At 46.7% G+C, this 18459-nt stretch carries 18 protein-coding genes and 2 pseudogenes; 14 read left to right on the forward strand and 6 right to left on the reverse strand.

Features of this window, described 5'->3' with window-relative positions; all coding sequences use genetic code 11:
* The first annotated feature begins 30 nt into the window (after nucleotides 1-30).
* The 6 genes and pseudogenes from HQQ92_RS00655 (at nucleotide 31) to HQQ92_RS00680 (ending at nucleotide 8016) form a co-directional block, all read left to right on the forward strand.
* Nucleotides 31-895, forward strand: a pseudogene (locus HQQ92_RS00655) (ABC transporter ATP-binding protein).
* Nucleotides 892-2208, forward strand: a complete 1317-nt coding sequence (locus tag HQQ92_RS00660) for an ABC transporter permease (protein WP_173242487.1) — start codon at nucleotides 892-894, stop codon at nucleotides 2206-2208. The pseudogene HQQ92_RS00655 and the gene HQQ92_RS00660 overlap by 4 nt, the downstream one beginning before the upstream one ends.
* Nucleotides 2209-2400: 192 nt before the next feature.
* Complete coding sequence (locus HQQ92_RS00665) at nucleotides 2401-4209, forward strand: long-chain fatty acid--CoA ligase (protein ID WP_173242490.1); 1809 nt, start codon at nucleotides 2401-2403, stop codon at nucleotides 4207-4209.
* A gap of 142 nt (nucleotides 4210-4351) precedes the next feature.
* Entirely contained in the window at nucleotides 4352-6808 is a 2457-nt protein-coding gene (locus HQQ92_RS00670) for a toxin-antitoxin system YwqK family antitoxin (protein WP_173242492.1), read from the forward strand.
* A gap of 125 nt (nucleotides 6809-6933) precedes the next feature.
* Nucleotides 6934-7344: a thioesterase family protein gene (locus HQQ92_RS00675; protein ID WP_168826862.1), complete on the forward strand. Its 411-nt coding sequence runs from the start codon at nucleotides 6934-6936 to the stop codon at nucleotides 7342-7344.
* Nucleotides 7345-7467: 123 nt separating this feature from the next.
* Entirely contained in the window at nucleotides 7468-8016 is a 549-nt protein-coding gene (locus tag HQQ92_RS00680) for an HPP family protein (RefSeq protein ID WP_105250927.1), read from the forward strand.
* Here HQQ92_RS00680 and HQQ92_RS00685 read toward each other — a convergent pair.
* Both HQQ92_RS00685 and HQQ92_RS00690 read right to left on the reverse strand, forming a co-directional pair.
* Nucleotides 8013-8279 (reverse strand): GNAT family N-acetyltransferase, encoded by a 267-nt coding sequence (locus HQQ92_RS00685; protein WP_173242495.1) that lies wholly within the window; start codon nucleotides 8277-8279, stop codon nucleotides 8013-8015. The genes HQQ92_RS00680 and HQQ92_RS00685 overlap by 4 nt on opposite strands.
* 61 nt (nucleotides 8280-8340) lie before the next feature.
* Nucleotides 8341-8769 carry a thioesterase family protein gene (locus HQQ92_RS00690; protein WP_173248526.1) on the reverse strand — a complete coding sequence of 143 codons (429 nt, stop codon included), beginning with the start codon at nucleotides 8767-8769 and terminating at the stop codon, nucleotides 8341-8343.
* Nucleotides 8770-8963: 194 nt separating this feature from the next.
* Between HQQ92_RS00690 and HQQ92_RS00695 the strand changes: the two genes are divergently transcribed.
* The 6 genes from HQQ92_RS00695 (at nucleotide 8964) to HQQ92_RS00720 (ending at nucleotide 12708) form a co-directional block, all read left to right on the forward strand.
* Nucleotides 8964-9323: a MerR family transcriptional regulator gene (locus tag HQQ92_RS00695; RefSeq protein ID WP_105250930.1), complete on the forward strand. Its 360-nt coding sequence runs from the start codon at nucleotides 8964-8966 to the stop codon at nucleotides 9321-9323.
* 67 nt (nucleotides 9324-9390) lie between these two features.
* Nucleotides 9391-9969 carry an NAD(P)H-dependent oxidoreductase gene (locus HQQ92_RS00700; protein WP_173242497.1) on the forward strand — a complete coding sequence of 193 codons (579 nt, stop codon included), beginning with the start codon at nucleotides 9391-9393 and terminating at the stop codon, nucleotides 9967-9969.
* Nucleotides 9970-9994: 25 nt separating this feature from the next.
* Nucleotides 9995-10390: a GFA family protein gene (locus HQQ92_RS00705; RefSeq protein ID WP_113941229.1), complete on the forward strand. Its 396-nt coding sequence runs from the start codon at nucleotides 9995-9997 to the stop codon at nucleotides 10388-10390.
* Nucleotides 10391-10393: 3 nt separating this feature from the next.
* Nucleotides 10394-10744 carry a MerR family transcriptional regulator gene (locus tag HQQ92_RS00710; protein WP_113941230.1) on the forward strand — a complete coding sequence of 117 codons (351 nt, stop codon included), beginning with the start codon at nucleotides 10394-10396 and terminating at the stop codon, nucleotides 10742-10744.
* Nucleotides 10745-10960: 216 nt separating this feature from the next.
* Complete coding sequence (locus tag HQQ92_RS00715; RefSeq protein ID WP_105250934.1) at nucleotides 10961-11347, forward strand: carboxymuconolactone decarboxylase family protein; 387 nt, start codon at nucleotides 10961-10963, stop codon at nucleotides 11345-11347.
* A gap of 269 nt (nucleotides 11348-11616) precedes the next feature.
* Nucleotides 11617-12708: a hypothetical protein gene (locus HQQ92_RS00720; protein ID WP_173242499.1), complete on the forward strand. Its 1092-nt coding sequence runs from the start codon at nucleotides 11617-11619 to the stop codon at nucleotides 12706-12708.
* Between the two features lie 117 nt (nucleotides 12709-12825).
* On the opposite strand, the gene mtnC is transcribed toward HQQ92_RS00720, so the two are convergent.
* Nucleotides 12826-13506 (reverse strand): acireductone synthase, encoded by a 681-nt coding sequence (gene mtnC, locus HQQ92_RS00725; RefSeq protein ID WP_105253037.1) that lies wholly within the window; start codon nucleotides 13504-13506, stop codon nucleotides 12826-12828.
* Nucleotides 13507-13887: 381 nt separating this feature from the next.
* Here mtnC and HQQ92_RS00730 point away from each other — a divergent pair, with 381 nt between their 5' ends.
* The gene (locus tag HQQ92_RS00730) at nucleotides 13888-14316 is read left to right on the forward strand and encodes a hypothetical protein (RefSeq protein WP_173242501.1); all 429 of its coding nucleotides are present in this window, start codon (nucleotides 13888-13890) and stop codon (nucleotides 14314-14316) included.
* Nucleotides 14317-14616: 300 nt separating this feature from the next.
* Here the strand turns inward: HQQ92_RS00730 and HQQ92_RS23655 are convergent, their stop codons facing one another.
* Complete coding sequence (locus tag HQQ92_RS23655) at nucleotides 14617-14955, reverse strand: TonB-dependent receptor domain-containing protein (protein ID WP_309247071.1); 339 nt, start codon at nucleotides 14953-14955, stop codon at nucleotides 14617-14619.
* A 135-nt stretch (nucleotides 14956-15090) separates the two neighbouring features.
* On the opposite strand from HQQ92_RS23655, the pseudogene glmU reads away from it, so the two are divergent.
* A pseudogene (gene glmU, locus HQQ92_RS00740) lies at nucleotides 15091-15407 on the forward strand (bifunctional UDP-N-acetylglucosamine diphosphorylase/glucosamine-1-phosphate N-acetyltransferase GlmU); the annotation flags it as partial.
* 35 nt (nucleotides 15408-15442) lie between these two features.
* On the opposite strand, the gene HQQ92_RS00745 reads toward glmU, so the two are convergent.
* Both HQQ92_RS00745 and HQQ92_RS00750 read right to left on the reverse strand, forming a co-directional pair.
* Nucleotides 15443-16168 carry a response regulator transcription factor gene (locus HQQ92_RS00745; protein ID WP_173242503.1) on the reverse strand — a complete coding sequence of 242 codons (726 nt, stop codon included), beginning with the start codon at nucleotides 16166-16168 and terminating at the stop codon, nucleotides 15443-15445.
* The gene (locus tag HQQ92_RS00750) at nucleotides 16161-18281 is read right to left on the reverse strand and encodes an ATP-binding protein (protein WP_173242505.1); all 2121 of its coding nucleotides are present in this window, start codon (nucleotides 18279-18281) and stop codon (nucleotides 16161-16163) included. The genes HQQ92_RS00745 and HQQ92_RS00750 overlap by 8 nt, the downstream gene beginning before the upstream one ends.
* Nucleotides 18282-18459: the final 178 nt, after the last annotated feature.

The raw sequence follows: 18459 nt of genomic DNA on the forward strand, positions 1-18459 counted from the left end.
CGATAAATAGAATAAAAAGGATGAAATTCGATGGACCCAAAGCGCACGCCAATACTTGAATTTAACCGAGTGAATAAAGTCTTTCGCGGTAAAGGCGCGGGCGAAAAGTGGGCGCTTAAGGATTTATCGTTAACTTTGTCGGCGGGTATGGTGGTGGGGTTATTGGGGCAAAATGGGGGCGGGTAAATCGACCCTAATGCGCTGCGCCTTGGGTGTGCTCACACCGGATTCTGGCAGTATTGTTACTTTAGGCGAAACGCCCGAAAACTTAACCTCAAAGGCAAAGGAGCGTTTAGGTTATGTACCGCAGCAACCTTTTGGTTATGAAGGTTTTACTATTGAACGCGCCCTCGATTTACACCGCAGCTTTTATCCCAATTGGGACATGCAATTAGAGCAAGATTGGTTGGTACGTTTCGAGTTAGATGTGACCCAACAGGTGCAGCGTTTATCGGTTGGGCAAAGGCAATCATTAGCGTTAATTATGGCGATGGCCTATCGCCCTGAGTTGTTAATCCTTGATGAGCCCGTTGCCAGCCTCGACCCTATAGTCCGGCGCAAGTTTATGGTCGATTTGTTCGATCTTGCCCTCGAATCTGGATCTGCAGTGCTGTTTTCATCCCATATCACCTCTGATTTAGAGCGAGTTGCCAGCCATGTGGCATTGATTAAACAGGGTGAGTTAGTGCTGTTTAAGGAAATCGATGCCCTGCGTGAAGAAGTGCGTTTGTTAACACTCGCGCCCGAAACTGTTTTGCCCGAGTCAATTACAGTGCTGAGCCGTGTTGGCGATTCGGTGCTGGTGGATTTAGGTGAGCACAGCGCGTCAATATCATGTGTGTTAAAGAATGAAGCTTTAAACTTGGAGCAACTGTTTATGGAGCTACACAGATGAGTGTGGCGCACCATAAGCAGATACAAGTCGCGAAGGGCAAAAGAACGAGCCAGCGAATGAATCCTTTCAAGGGCATGCTGCGCTTTTGGTGTTTTGATATCGGCAGTGTGAGCTTTTTAGGTACGGCTATACTGGGGGTGATCTTAGCTTGTATCGCCGCGGTTTATGGTAAAAATGACAGTGCTGAACTGTTGTTTTCTATGGGGATTATCTCAAGCTCGGCGGCGGTTGCATGGCAACTCATACGTCTGATGGCGAATGAATGCGCACAGTTAATTCCCCATTATCGTCGCCATATCTACATTCAAAGTGTCACTGTTTTAGCTAGCGTTTTTGGCATAGGTGTCTTGTTCTGTTGGGCTTTAGGTTTGACGGCTAGCCTAGCGAGCTTAGTGCTGGCTTTGGTGATGAGTTTAACTTTTATTTGGCTTTGTTTACTCAGTACTCAGTGGTTTTATGCTTCGTTTTTACTTTTTGTCTTAATGCCGTTTATCCCATTGATTGCAGAGCACATTCCCCTTTGGCTAAGTGCTATTGCCCTGCTGATTTTAGGTATGCTGATTGCGCGTGCATGCGGTGTTTTACCTTGGCGCGCTGAGGCGAGGACGGTATATCTCAATGGTCTCGAAATGGGGTGGTTTTGGCTGCCGAATCTGCAATCGATGCGTATCTTGAGTCGCTTCGAGCGTTATTTGCATCCCACCAATTTTTTTATCGGCCCTATGCTCACCATTCTATTGTTATTACTGCCTATATTAGCCTTAGTGCTTGGGCTGTTGTCGCATCAATTTCATTTGAATATCCCTGTATTATTGTTTTTGGCGCAGTTCAGTGTGATTAGTTGTTCGCTGGTGCATTGGAGCCGAGTGCAACGCTCGCGCTCGACAGAAACCTTATTGTTGATGCCAGGGTTTGATGGTCGAAAAGGACTCATAGCGGCATTTTGCCTTGGACAGCAAAGACTCCTGAATGTGGTCGTCGGCATTATGCTGGCGTGTAGTTTGCTGTTGGGCTGGCTCAATGGTGATCTGAATATGCAGTTAGTGGGTCATCTCGTGTTGAGTACTTACTGGGCCTGCGCCTTGACGTTAGGTTTTGGCTGTATGTGTCGCCGAGTTTTGCATATCACGCTCACTATGATGGTCGTCGCGGGGCATTCCCTGTGGGTGTCCATCAGCCTTACGTCTTTAAGTGATGGCGGCAATTTAACTAATTGGTTGTTATGGGATCTACTCTTAATACTGCTTGGGCAAGCGGTGCTGATTTGGGGCAAGAAAACCCTCTGGAAGGGCGATGTTATGAGGGCATGTTGACGTTTCGAGATTAAATTTTGTTCGCTCTGGCAAGTAAGTGAAACTAAGAGTGGTACGTCGCTAAAGGCTATTTACAGCGTGATTTGGGCGACATTTGCACAACATTAGAGCAAAAACTCTTAGTTTTTATTTGGCCTTCAGGTAGAATGCTGCAAAAGCGGTACACTTGTAAGCTAAAAAGGTGAGTCTCTTATGTCTCTCGATCAATATCATGTTATTCGACTACTACAGCAGCAGAGCGAGTCTTTAAAAGACGCAGTAGCGCTGGAAGGTTTTGAAATGGCCGCTCCTTGGTATCAGGTGAGTTGGCAAGCCTTCGACCAAATCAGCAGTAAAATTGCACAAGTGTTGATCGAACTTGGCGTACAAGTGCAAGACCGTTGCGTTATTCTGGCGCAAAACTGCCCGCAGTGGACTTGTGCCGATGTCGGCACTCTCAAAACTCGCGCCGTTGTGGTGCCAATTTATCCCACCAGTACCGTCGAACAGGCGAGCTTTATCGTAAACGACGCCACCGCTAAAGTGATTTTTGTTGACGATGCTAAGCAATACGCCATGGCGTGTGAGTTGCAAGCCTTATGCCCAAGCCTAGAGCATGTGATTGTATTCGATGCCAGCGTGACACTCGCTGCCGATAAGGCCAATCAGCATTGGCATCTAGATACCCTACTGGCGGGTGACACTCAGTTAAACATTGAGCAAGAAGCCGAGCTTAATCAGCGTTTACACGCTGCAAATCTTGATGATTTACTGACCTTAATTTATACCTCCGGCACGACGGGCGATCCTAAGGGCGTGATGCTGGATTACCGTAATATGGCGTCTACCATACGCCAGCACGATCAAAAACTGGCCTTCCATTCTGGCGATGTGTCTTTGGCATTTTTGCCCTTGAGCCATGTGTTTGAGCGCAGTTGGAGTTTCTACGTCTTGTGCCGTGGCGGCCATAACGTCTATCTGCAAAATACCCAAAGAGTGAAAGAGGCGATTAGCGCCGTGCGTCCACATACCTTGTGTGTGGTGCCGCGTTTCCTCGAAAAAGTGTATAGCGCCGTACAAGATAAAGTTGCCAAATCAGCCGACGGTCGTAAGAAGTTGTTTGCATGGGCGATGCGCGTTGGCCAACGTCAGTTCGAAGTCGGCCAAGGTCGTGCTAAGGGCGGATTGTGGTTGTCGCTGCAATGGCGTTTGGCGCACAAGCTGGTGTATAGCAAGCTGCAAGCCGTGCTCGGTGGCCGTTTGAAGTTTATGCCTTGCGGTGGCGCAGCCTTAGATGTGAATGTCGGTAGTTTCTTCCATGCGATTAATATTCCAGTACTTTGTGGGTACGGTATGACAGAAACTAACGCGACTGTGACCTGCAATACCTTAGGTAATCGAGTGCCGGGTTCCAATGGACAACCTTTGCTGGAAACCGAAATTAAGCTAGGTAAGGACGATGAGATTTTAGTCCGCGGCGCGACTGTGATGCGGGGCTATTACAATCGTCCTGAAGATACCGCCGCTGCGTTTGAAGATGGTTGGTTAAAAACCGGTGATGCAGGGCGTTTCGATGCGAACGGCAATTTATTTATTACCGATCGTATTAAAGAATTGATGAAGACCTCCAACGGTAAATATATCGCGCCGCAAAGGGTTGAGGGCGCCGTTGGCTGTTGTCCTTTTATCGAGCAAGTGGCGATTATTGCCGATGCGCGTAATTATGTGACCGCTTTGATTGTGCCAGCGTTTGAGTCACTGGAAGCGTGGGCGAAGGACAAAGGGCTGAAGTATGAGTCACCTTTAGAATTGCTGCGCCATAGTCATGTGGTTGAGCATTTTGAGCAACGCTTAAAGCAGTTACAGCATGAGTTGGCCGGTTTTGAACAGATTAAAAAGTTCACTCTGTTGCCTGAAGCGTTTTCGATGGAAGCGGGTTTAATCACCCCAACGCTCAAGCTGCGCCGCAAGATGATTTACCATAAATATGCCCATGAAATAAATGCTATGTACAACAACTAATTGTTAACTTGTTGTTGCTAAAGGCCGCAGAAGCGGCCTTTTTTTTATCTACTACTTCCTGAAGTGCTTTTCTTCGCTTAAAATTCGCCCCGTTTACTGGTGCGCATGAGGCGCGAGGCGTCGGTATAAAAGGTGTAGTTAAATGGAACTTTCGATTCGTAGTTTATTCACTGCAGCGAGTGCGGTGTTGTTATCTTCTTTAACTGTCATTCCTGCAGCTGACGCTGAGGATTACGACAAAATCGTCCATGGCCCAGTGGACTTGCCTAACGGGCAATGGCTCAATTTCTATCAAAAAGATCATAAAGTGTGGGGCGAAATGCTCTATGGCGATGCGCCCGGCGTGCGTCTTGATGATTATGGTTCTGCTGAAGTGGTTGCGGTTTTTTACCTCGATTTTGATAAAGGTGGCACCAAAGAAGTGGTTGTCATGCTTAAAGATGCCGATGGTCAGCATTTACGGGGCTATGGTTTTGAAGGGGATGATCTCACAAAACTCCCCCGTCTACAGGTTGTGCTCGATGACGTGGCACCAACCTTAACCTCGTTTACCGTGGGTAGCGTTCGTAAAGTACTAAGCCAAATTCCGCCGCAACAATACCGTATGACCTATGATGTTGACGCGATTGAAGATCCCGCCATTAAAGCGATTGTCGATGGTTCTACTAAGCTCAAGCCGACCTTAGTGGGTTATCGTAATTCCGAAGGTTCACCCGTCGATGTGAAGACCGCCGTCGAATATAAATTACGTTATCCACTGACTCGTAAAGATAAAGATGCCCAAGGTAATGAGCATCAATATAGCCTTGTGACCACCTTTGATCGCAGTGGTTATAGCGAAGAAGACGGCAGTTTTGTATTGGTGAGCGTGGCCTTTGAGGCCGATGACTTTGATTGGCTTAAAAGTGGTGGTGCCGTGATCCCTAAAACTGGCCCATCCTACGATTTTATGAGTATGGGCATGGGGAGCACTTGGGCAGGGCTTGCCAGTGAAAGTCATTATGCCCAAGGCGTGCTTGATGGCCCGTATGCGGCCTACGATGGTCGCAATGGTAGCGTGGTTTACTCTGGTAACTACAAACAGGGCAAAAAAGTCGGTAAGTGGATGGAGACAGAGAACCAAGCCATTTATTGGGAAGGCGAATATCTTGACGGTAAAAAGCAAGGTAAATGGATTGCACAGTCGATGTTCGATGAGGCCGATAACTTTGGTTTTGCCCATTACAATCAGGATGTGCTCGACGGCCCCTACGAAGTCTATGAGCCCGATTATGACTCCAGTGCAGAAGGCGATAAGCGATTAGTGGCAAAAGGTATTTATCTTAATGGCGTAAAAGATGGCGAGTGGCTTGAGGCTGATGGCAGCAAAGGCCAATATCAAAAGGGTGTGAAGCAAGGCGCTTGGGTCGATAAAGTGACGAGCGGACATTTCCGTGATCAAGTAGGTGAAGGCGCCTATCTTGCAGGAAAACGCACTGGCCCTTGGGTATTTAAAGCCGAAGATGGGACTCGTACCGAAGTGAACTATGTCAATGGCTTACGTCAAGGAGAGTCTAAATCATTCGACAAAAATAATCTGATGTTTAATACCCGTCATTATGAGCAGGGTCGCCTTAATGGTCAGAGTATTTGGTATTCAAGTCCGAATGTCGTGGTGGATATCGCTAACTACCGCCAAGGAGAGTTGGATGGTCAGCAAATGCGCTTTAATCCCCAGAACGGTGAGCTGACTGAACTAACGAGTTATAAGTTCAATGAAGCGGTGACGCTTAAGCCTTCGCACGATGAATGTATTATGCGTGAGAATCCCTACTCAGATGATTGTGAAGGGGTGATTAATGGCAAAAATGAAGCAATTTCATCGATAAAACACGGTGAGCAACGCGAGTATCATAGCAGCGGCTCCCTGTATAAATTGGCTTATTACACCAATGGCGCTGTAGATAAAGAATATCAGTTTGATTCAAATGGCCGTTTATTAAATTTAAAAACGTACAAAGCGGGTAAGGAATACGGCCCAAGTATCAGTTATTCCACTGATGGTGGTTACTCACTCTCCCGATATGGTCACCAAGTGAATAACCGTGTCTCTGGCCCCCATTATAGTTTCTATCCTAATGGGCAATTAAGAAGCCTGTGGAACTACTGCCAGCAAGAAGGCGAAATGTGGAACGGTGAACCTTACTACTGGGATAACGCCATTGCGCGCTGCGGTATACAGCGGGAGTACTTTGATAATGGTGCCGTGAGTTGTATTGAAGACCTCGATAGCAATTATGCCGTGGATAAAGTGTGTTACGACATGAATGGCAAGATCGCGAATGAAATGCTGCGTATCGATGAACAGCATGTGATCCACAAGCGCTACATTAACGGTGTTATCTATTCCGAAGAGCCGGGTTTTGCCGATTACTCACATATTACTAAGGGCCGTAAGATTTATCACTTAGAGAACCCAAAAACTCATGGGGTGTATAAGTCTTATAAAAATGGCAAGTTAGAATACGAGAAAATGTATGATATGGGTAAGGCTGGATGCCTTAAAAAGTACGATGCTAACGGCAAGCAAACCCCAGAAACGGCGAGTTGCCAGTTTTAAAATGCTGGTTTGGGCTAGTGGCTAGAACCTGTTTGGCTTAGGATAATGGATGAGTTTGGTGGTGTGGTTTCATTGCGATAATCACCACGCTCTTCCATTCATAAAATAATAAAAAGGAAGTTTGCATGTCAGCCACAGAATACAGTCTCGAAATCAATCCAAGATTTACTGAAACCGACGGCCTAGGTCATATCAACAACACTGTTATCCCCGTATGGTGTGAAGCGGCGCGCACGCCAATCTTTGAGATTTTTAATCCTGAGCTGGATTTACATCAGTGGAACTTAATCGTCGCGGGGTTTACCGTGGCATTTATCGCGCCGACTTACTATGGCAAGAGTGTCACAGTAAAAACCTATGTCAGCCGTATCGGTAATAGCAGCTTCGAGCTGACCCAAACCTGTTGGCAAGCGGGCAACAAGACCGCCGAAGTGAAAACCACACTCGTACATTACGATTACAGCAGTGAAAAAAGCCGCCCGATTCCTGAAGATATCCGCGAAATGCTCGCTAATCTGAATGGTGAAAGTGCTTAGTCTGCTTACTCTTTCGGTCAGCGTAATTGCAATTGCGCTGCTGAAGGGTTAATTTGTCGGCCCGCTAACTGTGATGCAGATCACTTGTCTGTATCGCTTAATTTTTATCGGTTCGGATTAACCATGAGATTCTATTTTACCCGCATGCGATCGAAGGACATTTGTCCACCAAGACAGCCACTTAAAAAGATTGTGTGGTCATGGATTGGGGCTTTCTGTGGCATTTACTTGGTCGCGAGTCTCGCAAATTATATGAGTGAAAACCTCGTCGACACTATGTTTGTCATTGGCTCGTTCGGCGCGTCGGCTGTGCTAGTGTACGGTGCACCGCTGGCGGAGTTTTCTCAGCCGCGTAACTTGATTGGTGGCAGTGTGTTATCGGCCTTAATTGGGGTCGCAGTGTACCAAGTGTGTGGCGATTATGTGGTGCTGGCGAGCGCCTTAGCGGTATCCCTGTCTATCGCATTCATGTACCTGACTCGCACTCTTCATCCTCCAGGCGGCGCAACGGCATTGATTGCCGTGATTGGCGGTGAAAACGTGCATCAACTCGGCTTTCTTTACGCGTTAATGCCAGTGTTCCTCGGCTCAGTATTACTCTTACTGGTCGCGCTGGTGGTCAATAACCTCTCCACCGATCCCAAGCGCCATTACCCTGTTTATTGGATTTAGTTTTTCAAAAACTTCTGTACATACCAGCAGCTGGCTTTGATAGTAAAGTCTTGGCCTTTGGCCCACTTTAAGCCGTGGCGCACTAAGCGTTCGGCAAGGCCTTTACCGCGCAGCTCGTTGGGGACAAAGGTGCGGCTGAAATCGATATCCTTGCCTGATAATCGGTATTCCAATACGGCTTCATAGCCGTCGACAGGGATAATAAAACGCTGTCTATCCTGTTGATGTTCAATGGCGATCTCGATATTTTCGTTATCTGACATACATGCTTCCCTCAAGGTATGGCCTAAAGTGTGCTGGCAATTCGTTATCGATTTGAATAGCTTAAGCGACTTCGTGCTGTTTGAGAATCGCCAGCAGTTCTGCCGGTAACTCGGCTTTTTTGCCCGTTTTAAAGTTAAACATCACCGCGACTGAAGTACCTAACGTCGTTACTGCCTGCTGCTGTTTACTAAAAGCCTGATAATGCATGGTAAATCTATCGCTGTGAATATCGCTAATACTGACACTTACCAATAAAGTATCGGGGAAAGTCACTGGGCGTTTATAGCGAGCCTGATTTTCGCTGATTACGGGGCCAATGCCGGATTTATACAGGGTATCTAGCGGGAAGAGGCGATTGAAAAAGTCGATACGTGCCGTTTCAAAATAGCGGAAATACACCACATTATTTACGTGTTGTAGGGCATCCATTTCGCCCCATGCAACGGGGATTTCTGTGACTATGGGGTGCTGTGCGAGAAACTTTTCCATTGCCTGTTCTTGTACACCTTCTTGCAACTGTTGTTTAAATCCCATGATAAATATCCCAAGTTAAAACGCTCGTTTAAGCGGCCAGACTAGCAGCATAAGATTGCTGCGACAAGTCTTGGCCTAAGCTGATACTGTGGCTGATAATGGCAAGCAATGCAGATATGAGTAATGTCTTTAAAGGGGTAGGTTGAGCTATGTATATTGGACAAGCGGCAAAGCAAACAGGGCTGTCGATAAAAGCGATTCGCTTGTATGAGGAGTGGGGGCTTATCGACACTCCCGCACGTCAGGGGCGTTATCGCATTTATAGTGCGGCGGATATTAGGCTATTGTTGCTGATCAAAGAGGCCAAAGCCCTCGGTATTAAGCTTGTCCAACTAAAAGATTTACTCGAACAAGGCGATAAGCATGCTCAGTTAGCCACAGTGCAGGCTTTTTTGTTGGGTATAAAAGCAGATTTTTTACGCCAGATAAGTGAGTTAGAACATAAAGTCACTCAGTTAGATGCCTGTATTGATGGGCTCACCTCCTGTGAATCGCAGCTGTTACCTTAGGTCTTGACTCTCCCCTTAGGGGCAGAGTTTATGCTATTTGCCACATTGACTGTTATGGCGTTTCATCGTGGCAAAAAAGATTTTAGTGATCTGTGGTAATCCTAAGGCGCAGAGTTTTTGTGAGCATCTGGCTGAAACCTATGCCAAAGCGGCGGCAGATAAACACTCAGTGAGAATCGTCAAACTAGCTGAGCTGAATTTTGACCCGAATCTGATCTATGGTTATCGTCAACCTCAGCCACTCGAAGCCGATTTGCTAGCGTTTCAAGCGAATATCCAGTGGGCGGAGCATGTGGTGATTATCACACCGATTTGGTGGGGCGGTATTCCTGCTAAGTTTAAAGGCTTAATCGATAGGACATTTTTATCTGGATTTGCATTTCAATATGAGAAAGGTAAATTGATACCCGCTAAGTTGCTGCGCCATAAAACTTCGCGAATTATCATGACTATGGACACGCCGCCTTGGTATTACAAGTGGTTTCAAGGCGCTCCCGCGCTGAAACAGCTTGATACCGCCACCTTAGTTTTTAGTGGTTTTAAGCGGGCTAAGTCCAATATGTTGGGGCCAGTGATGTGTGCTAAGGAGCCGCAATTGCAACAATGGCGGGCGTTGGTGCAGCGGCTGGGGAATTTAGGTTTATAGAATCTAGCGAAACAAGGAGTGGGGTGTGATTAAACAAGTGGGCAATACTCTTATTCAGCCAAAACACAGAGCGTCTTGCCATTGCGGTGCCGTGGTATTGGAGTTGTCATTGCCTAATGGCATCGAAAATCCACGCCGTTGCGATTGCTCTATCTGTCGTCGTAAGGGCGCAATGGTTGGCTCTGTGCCGCTGGCGGGGATTAAGATCCTCAAGGGTGAGGATATGCTGAAACTCTATGAATTCAATACCAAAACTGCCAAACACTACTTCTGCTCTATCTGCGGTATTTACACCCATCACCAGCGGCGTTCCAATCCCCATGAGTATGGTTACAACATTGGTTGCCTCGAAGGGGTTAACCCATTCGATCTCGAAAATGTGCCCACGAATGATGGCGTTAATCATCCTGCGGATCGTTAGATTATGAATATAGGTCAGTTTGCTGCACTCACAGGGCTGTCGGCGCATACGCTCAGATATTACGAGAAAATTGGCCTACTGCAGTCTGTCGTTCGAAATGGCAGCGGGCATCGTGATTATGCTGCGAAAGAAGCGGAATGGATTGGGTTTATCAATCGCTTAAAAGAAACGGGCATGCCGTTAAAGCAGATATTGACCTATGCCGAGCTGCGTGTCCAAGGCGATGCAACCGCTGGCCAGCGACAGCAGTTGCTCGAGCAACATGCAACACAATTGGCTGAGCGTATTCGCCAAGAGCAGGAGCATTTGGCTGCTCTTAAGCAAAAAATTCACTATTACCAAACTCATTTTTAGTGGCTAAGCTCAGTCGCTAACATTTGTGGTTAAATGCTAAAAAGCTAATATTATTTACTTTTCTATTTGCTTGCTTGTGCCTCTAGTCGGCGAGTTAAACAGAGGGTTAGTTTTACTGATCCGCATTGCCTGTGTCATCCATCAATGAACCATTGACTTAGAGTTAACTCTAAGGTTTAGGCTGCTTGCTGTGATTTAATCCAACAGGAGCTAAAAATGAGTAATCAAAGATATGTGCAGGGCCTCGCTAAACTGACTGAAATCGACGGTGAGGCGGGGGAGAAAGTCATCCGCAGTCTTGCCGATATTTGCCCTGACTTAGGCAAGTACATTATTGAATATCCTTTTGGGGATATTTATCAGCGTGAAGGGCTCGACCTTAAGACGCGGGAGCTAGCGACAGTTGCCGCACTCACGGCGCTAGGGCATTGCCAGCCACAGTTAAACGTACATATTAATGGCGCATTGAATGTGGGTTGTACGCCGCAGGAAATTGTTGAGGTGATATTGCAAATGTCGGTTTATGCTGGCTTTCCTGCTGCACTTAATGGCATGTTTGTCGCTAAAACCGTATTTTCTGAGCGGGAGTTAAGCGTCGTTTAGTTAGTCCTGAGTCAGGTTTATCGATTTGCAAAAGTGACCATAAGGCCGCTTTGATTTCCTCTCTCAAGTTCATTTTAGTTGGATTTAAACGGGCGATGGGGTGTTGCAGAGCTTTCATTCGACTCTAAACAGAACGTTCGACTTTGGCTAGAGATAGCCAAAGTGACCAATATACCGAGATTGAGTGGCACAGTTGCCAACACTGTGCTTTGCACATTACAGTGGCAAATGTTGCCCGTCTTACTATTTCAATGGAATGTAAAAGAATAATGAATTTAATCGGTTACATTGAATCTGCTCGCCAGTACTTGCGAAAGCTCAGCTTACCATCACTGAGTGACATCCGTTTAGGTTTGGGCAAGTTCTGGCGCTGTCTTATCCTAGGGGTTGCTAAGTTATCCTTTGCGCAAAAGCTGTATCTTATTGCTTTGATCTTGGCTTTTAGTAGCGAGTTAATGGGGTTGGTCGCTGTGATTGCCGTAATCGCTATGGCCATCGAGTTTTGGCCTGTGTTCGAGCGGGTTTGGCACAGTTTGGCGGGCAAAGCTGTGTTGTTGCTGTTTTATGCGATGATTGCCAACTTTGCTTTGGGCTGGTCTGGCGCGATAGTCAACGAAGTGGTTGGGGTCTCAGCAAGCGATCTCAATTACACCCATAACTTAGCGATTTTACTCTATATGCCCGCTTGGTTTTTGATGGTAAGCGCGATCGTGCTGCTGGCATTACAGTTGATTATTCCTATCTATTTAATATTGATCTTTTTGCTTAAACCTTTAGGTGTCAAATCGTTACGGCTTACCTCGCATACTTCATTCCGTAAAACGACTTTTTTGATCCGTATCGTGCTAGCGACTGTGGTTTTGTATCACTTGAGCCTGTTAATTGATTTAGAGACTCGCATTGAAACCTCGTTTGGCAACTTTATTACCTCTCCCCAAGAAGCCGCTAAGCATGCGCCTCGCGAGCCTAAATCGGGACGGTTGCCGGATGCGACCGATGTGCTGACGGTACCGATTGTAGAGCTAACTCAGACTGCTCTTGACTCTGAAAGCGATAAATCGAGCAAGGCTGAGAATAGTAATGATGACGACGAGCTGGAAGAGGAAGATCGCAAAAAGGCCTACGCCTCGGTGCGAACTCAATATCAGTACTTAGTGCGGCAATGGCTAGCTACGTTCGCATTTTCACTTGAAGCCAATGGCCGCTCGCGTTGTAAAAAGCCTGCCGAGTCGAATGTGATTGAATTAAATGATTACGAGATTTTGTTGATCACACCCGATAAGAATGCGGATTATGGTTATCGTTTTGAGGTGGAAAAATGTATCTCGGCTGCGTTTCCGCTGGCGGTGAAGGGTAATTGAGTCAATTAATAAAAAAGCGACCACAAGGTCGCTTTCGTTTTATAGGCTAAATCAGCTTGAGCTGACTGAGTCGGCTATCGTGTTATTCAACAACCATCACGTTATTCAATAATCGCATTATTCAATCAGCAGCTCATCGAAGCTGCTGATTTTGCGGAACTCGCCAGTGCGTTGCTTGCTGTCGCGAACCATTTGGCAGGTCATCATGCCCGCAGCGTCGGCAGCTTTTAATTCTTCAATAACATCAGACACAAACAGTACTTGTTTGGGGCTTAAACTGATAGTGTTGAGGATATTGCAGTAAGCCTGCTTATCTAATTTGTTGCCCGTGCGGGTGTCGAAATGGCCGTTAAACATTTCAGTTAAATCGCCGCCGTCACTGTGGCCGAACAACAGTTTTTGCGCGTCGACAGAGCCGGATGAAAAGCTGTAAATACGCAGGTTTTGTGCGCTAAAACGTTTCACCGCTTCAATAAAGTCCGGGAAGATATGGCCCTTAAATTCACCGTGGGCATAGCCTTGTTTCCAAATTAACCCTTGTAAGGTTTTAAGTGGCGTAGCTTTACGGTCTTCGTTGACCCACTGTTGCAGGATCTCAGTTACACGCGCTAAGTCAGCCTCGGGCTCTAGGGCGATATCTTTAGTGTCACAAATACAGTTTTCAACCAATACATTGTGTTGGTTCTGTTCTAAAAAGTCTGGCAAGGCTTTGACAGAATAGGGGAATAGTACATCTTGGATAAAGTTTAGGTCTGTCGTGGTGCCTGCTGTGTCTACGACTATGGCTCTGATACCCATAATGTTTTGATACTCCACAATATGTTGGCTAAAAAATGCAACTCCGATCCTAAGCGTTATTGGTGAAATTGGCTAGTCTATTTCACCCAAACACATGGGCAAATTGTGGGTGATATCACTAAGCGATAAGATTGAAATTTGATTAATCTAGTAATTTTAAAAGCTTATCCACTGATTATCCGAGAAAACACTAACTTGATACTGGATTTCATCTCGTTTATTGCGCACAAGTTTGTGGTAGACATAAGACTATGGTCTTAATAGCTAAGGGAAATTTAGGCTGCTATTGTAGTTAATGTCTCTTTACTCCTTTATACCTTGCATGCTGTGGTTTTCGGGAGACGAGACAGCATATTTCACCTGCGAATAGAGAGACCTTACATGAAATATTTACCCGCACTTGGCTTTGGTATCCTATTAGCCTTATTGAGTTTTATCAGCTTCTCATTGGTCGCCAGCGCGGGTTATATGTTGGACATGTTGAGTGCGGTGCCTCACATCTCGCATAACAGTGTGGAGTATCTTTTGTTGGCGGCTCATGATGCGAGTTTGCTGATATTGCTTGCAGGTTTAGTGCTTTATGCTTACCACAGGATCTTTCCTAAACTTCCCTTCGATTGGTTTACCGCTGTGCTTATCCAAATGCCCCTTGGCTTGGCGGTACTGGTATTAGATGGTTTTACTTTAAACCTGTTTTCATTCAAAGGTTTTGCACTAACGCTGACCACTTTAGCCGCTTCATTTGGGGTGTTAAGCCTCTTTTGGTTGCTTCAACGCAGAGCTAAGCGCTCCGAGGCGAGGTTGAGCTAAAAAATTGAGAAGACCAAAAAATAAGGCCATTAAAGTTGTTTTCAATGGCCTTGATTTTGTGAATTTACAATTTAGTCAATAGAGAGTGTTCGTTGATGTATGTTCTAGAATTGATAGCTGAGGGCCAGTTTGTAGTTACGTCCCGGTAAGGTTTTTTCTTCATCATCAGGCCAAACCGAGTAAGTCTCATCCTGAGTTCTAGGCTCGCTAACCAAGGGGCTTGATATGTGAGATATACGCTGTGAAGTTGATAGCCTTCTGCATCCATTCCTCTTTTGAGCTGAGCCTCCGGAAGACGGGTCATATCCATGGCAGTCGTAATGCTGAGATCAGCTGCCAGCTGATCCCAAGATTGATTTTATCTTGTGGAGCACTGTTATAGGGCTGGCGAATATCTTCAATAGTGCCAAGGTAAAAGTTGAGCATGCCCTCGACATCCATTTTCACTTTGCTGTAATTAGCAAATAGATCAAGACTGTTGTATTGATAGGTTAATTCTGCTTCGATACCGCTCGAATAGAGCATGCCAATATTTTTACTGGAATAATCTCTATGTGTGGCTTCTGTTGGGGAAGCTGGTACTTTTTGACCATCGACAATGTTGTACATATAAGGTGCGGTGTCGATATAATTTTGCATTATGGCGGTGCCGGGCAAACAGCTGAAACATTGGCTGGCGAATTTGCAAAATAACAATGCCTAGGGTGAGTTTTATCTAACCGATATTATTGCGATGGCACATCGGGATGGCGTTGAAATCGCTACTGCCCATCCAGCCATGTCGGTAACTTTGTTGAACTGAAAAAAACCGTGTTAGGCCAAGGTTCTAAAGCCAATCATCTGACTTATCTGGGGGATGCGGTGATCGGCAGTAAAGTGAATGTCGGTGTTGGCACTATCACCTGTAACTACGATGGCGCCAACAAATTCCAGACCACGATTGAAGATGGTGTGTTTTTTGGTTCCAACAGTTCACTGGTGGCGCTGGCTCTGTGGTGACACATGACGTCGCTGCCGACGAATTGGTGGTCGCACGGACCAAACAACAGCATATCAGCGGTTGGCAAAGACCGGTCAAAATCAAAAAATAAGCTGATTTAAGCGCTATCGTAGCAGCACGACTGGTTTAGCGTGCTGTTCCTTCTTTGATGCCTGCTTCCGGCCATTCCTGCACTAATAAGTAGCCCTGATTACGGTAAGTCACCAGCAGTTCTTCCGCTTGACCACTCAGCTGCACTAACTTTTTCCGCAACCGGCTGATGGCAATATCCAGTGCCCGGCCTGCCAGATAAGTATCTGTTTCACCCAATGCCAGCGCTAATTCTGTTCGGCTGATAATTTTTCCCTGATGGGCAATCAGTTTAATCAGCAACTGTTGCTCGTTTTCACTCAATTGCAGTGCATGCTGTTGATAGCACAGCTGACGATTTTCCAGATTAAGCCGGAACTGTAAAAACCGCAGATCGGGTACAGTCACAGCGTGCGGCGGCAAGCGACGCAATAAACCCTGGATGCGAAGCAATAACTCCTGCGGAAATACCGGCTTGCAAATGTAGTCATCAGCACCAGCGCCCAGCCCTTGCACCCGGCTTTGTTCCGACGCGTTGGACGAGATCAAAATTTTACCGATGTGGGGTTTGCATAGCTGGCGGCACAGTTCAATACCACAACCATCCGGTAATTGCACATCGGCGATCAGCAGTCGTAAATCTGGTTGTGACAACATGGACATGGCGGCAGCCAGCGAATGTGCCAGGCTGACCTGGAAACCTTGTTGTTGCAGGAAGGCACTGAGCGCCAACCCAAGCCATTCGTCGTCTTCAACCAACAACACCCGGATTTGTTCAGTCATGCCGCACTCCTTCGATTTTTTGCCGTAGCAACTGCGCACTGCGGCTGGCAAGCTGACTTAATGGCTGTTGTGATGCGGACACTCGACTGAGCTGGGTTTCTAGTGCTGCCAGCCGCTCCGCCAGCAATTCCAATCCCAAAGTAGCTGCCATACCACGCAATTGATGCAGATTGGCCTGCAGTTCAGCGCCATGCAAACTGGGCCACTGGCTGATCTGCTGCTGTAATTCGGCAGCCAGCCCGGCTAATTTTTGTTGCACCAGTTGCGCCGGTAAATAACAGGCGAAACTTTGAAAGGTCAGGCTGTTGGCTATTAACGGCCAGGGCAACAATTGACGAATACTTTGTTGTAACTGTGCCAGCTCTACCGGCTTAGTCAGCACTTGTTTAATGCCTGCAGCCAAACAATCCTGCTGCAATTGCCGGCTGGTATCGGCGGTTAATGCCAGCACAGGTGGCAGTGTGCTTAGCAGGGGGCCAGCCAGCTGTTGTTGCAACTGACGGAACAAACTCAGGCCATCACTGTCTGGCAGATTCATATCTAGCAATATCAGCTCAAAGCTGTGTTGCTGACAGAGACCAAGCGCTTCTGCCGCAGTGGCGGCCACCAAAACCAGATGACCATCGTGTTGTAGCAGTGCTTTAATGATCTGCTGATTTAATTCAACATCTTCTACCAGCAAAATATGCAGAGGTGGTATGGTACTGCTGGCGACTGTCGCTATGGAATCCGAAGCGCTGATCGGTGTCAGCGGCAACTGAAAGTAAAAACAGCTGCCAACACTGGGCTGGCTGGTAAATTTTAATTCCGCCCCCAATAACTGCAGTGCTTTTTGACATAAAGATAAACCCAGGCCAGTACCTTCCCGCAGTTCCTGCTGCGAAGCCCGGATAAAAGGCGTTAGAATATCGCGCTGGTCGTCAGGGTTGATGCCAATACCACTGTCTTCGACCGCAAAGTGGATGCTGTGTTGTGGTCCGGTCTGATCCGTCAGTTGCACCTGCAGCCGGACAAAGCCATGATCAGTATATTTAATGGCATTCCCCAGCAAATTGATTAGCACCTGCCGTACTTTGCCCTGATCAAAACTATAGATTTGCTGCGAACTCAGCTGTTCTGTTTGCAAACTCAAGTGTAATTGCCGTGATTGCGCCAGTGGCTGCATACTGTCGACGATACTGTGCAACCAGGGAATTAATAAGGTGTCCTTTGATTGGATTTGCACCTGACCATGCTCCAGACTGGCATGCTCCAGCACTTGTTGCGCCATCGTCGATAATGCCATGCCTGCGTCAATAATAATGCTGCAGTCCTGCTGTAATTGCTGATCCTGTTGCCGCAATTTCATCAGTTGTGCTTTGCCGACAATGGCATTTAACGGGGTGCGTAATTCGTGGCTCAATGACGCCAGAAAGCGGCTTTTTAACGCGGCTTCGGCTTTGCTTTGCTGTTGTAAAGTATCCAACATCTGAATGCGTCGTTCGGAACAGAGCAGAAAATAACTCAGTGTCAAACCATAGACCACAAAATATGATAAAGCCGCCACCGCCACATTTAACAGGTTGAGGCGAAAGATGCCGCCTAAGTCACCGACCAACAGGATATATGCAATACGATAGCTCATCAGCATGATTAATAACATCAGGACCGCCTGAAACAGTTTGACTCCTAACGAAAACCCTGTTTTTTGCTTGGCTCTCAGCACCCGGATACTCAGCAAGCTACAAAGGGAAAACATCAGACTGACCAGGATAATGCGGCCATCGGTATAAGGCGTGATATAGGTGAAATACAAAAAAGTCAGGCTAAAGCTGAGCGTGAGTACGGTTAACAAGCTTTTGTTGCGCTGGTAGCCGAAGAATAAGCGGGTGCCCCATAAAATGGCTAACACTGCGGCCAGCAAAATATGGTTGGCTAACACCACTCCCAGCCAAACCGGTGTCTTGCTTTGAGTACTGAGTAATAACAACCCTAGCGGCAGCAGGCTATTGCCAATCGCCCACTGTTTCGGGCCAGCAAAATCTTTATTCAGCAGATATAACGGCCAGATAAATAAAGCACAGGCCAAAGTCACCATGACCGAAGCTAACGAATGCGCGAGCGGATCCAACATTACCACACCTGGAATGCCTTCAATCGGCATCTCTGACTACTACAACCTAGCTATTTTACCCTGTTTAGTGAGGAATCATAGGGTAACTTTCGTACCTATTGCGGGTTTAATAACAAATCAGCGCTGCCGTTACTTTTCTACTTTCCCGATTGCTACATCATCGACAGCTGTTACATGA

This window comes from Shewanella sp. DC2-4 (assembly GCF_013248875.1).
Classification (GTDB): domain Bacteria; phylum Pseudomonadota; class Gammaproteobacteria; order Enterobacterales; family Shewanellaceae; genus Shewanella; species Shewanella oncorhynchi.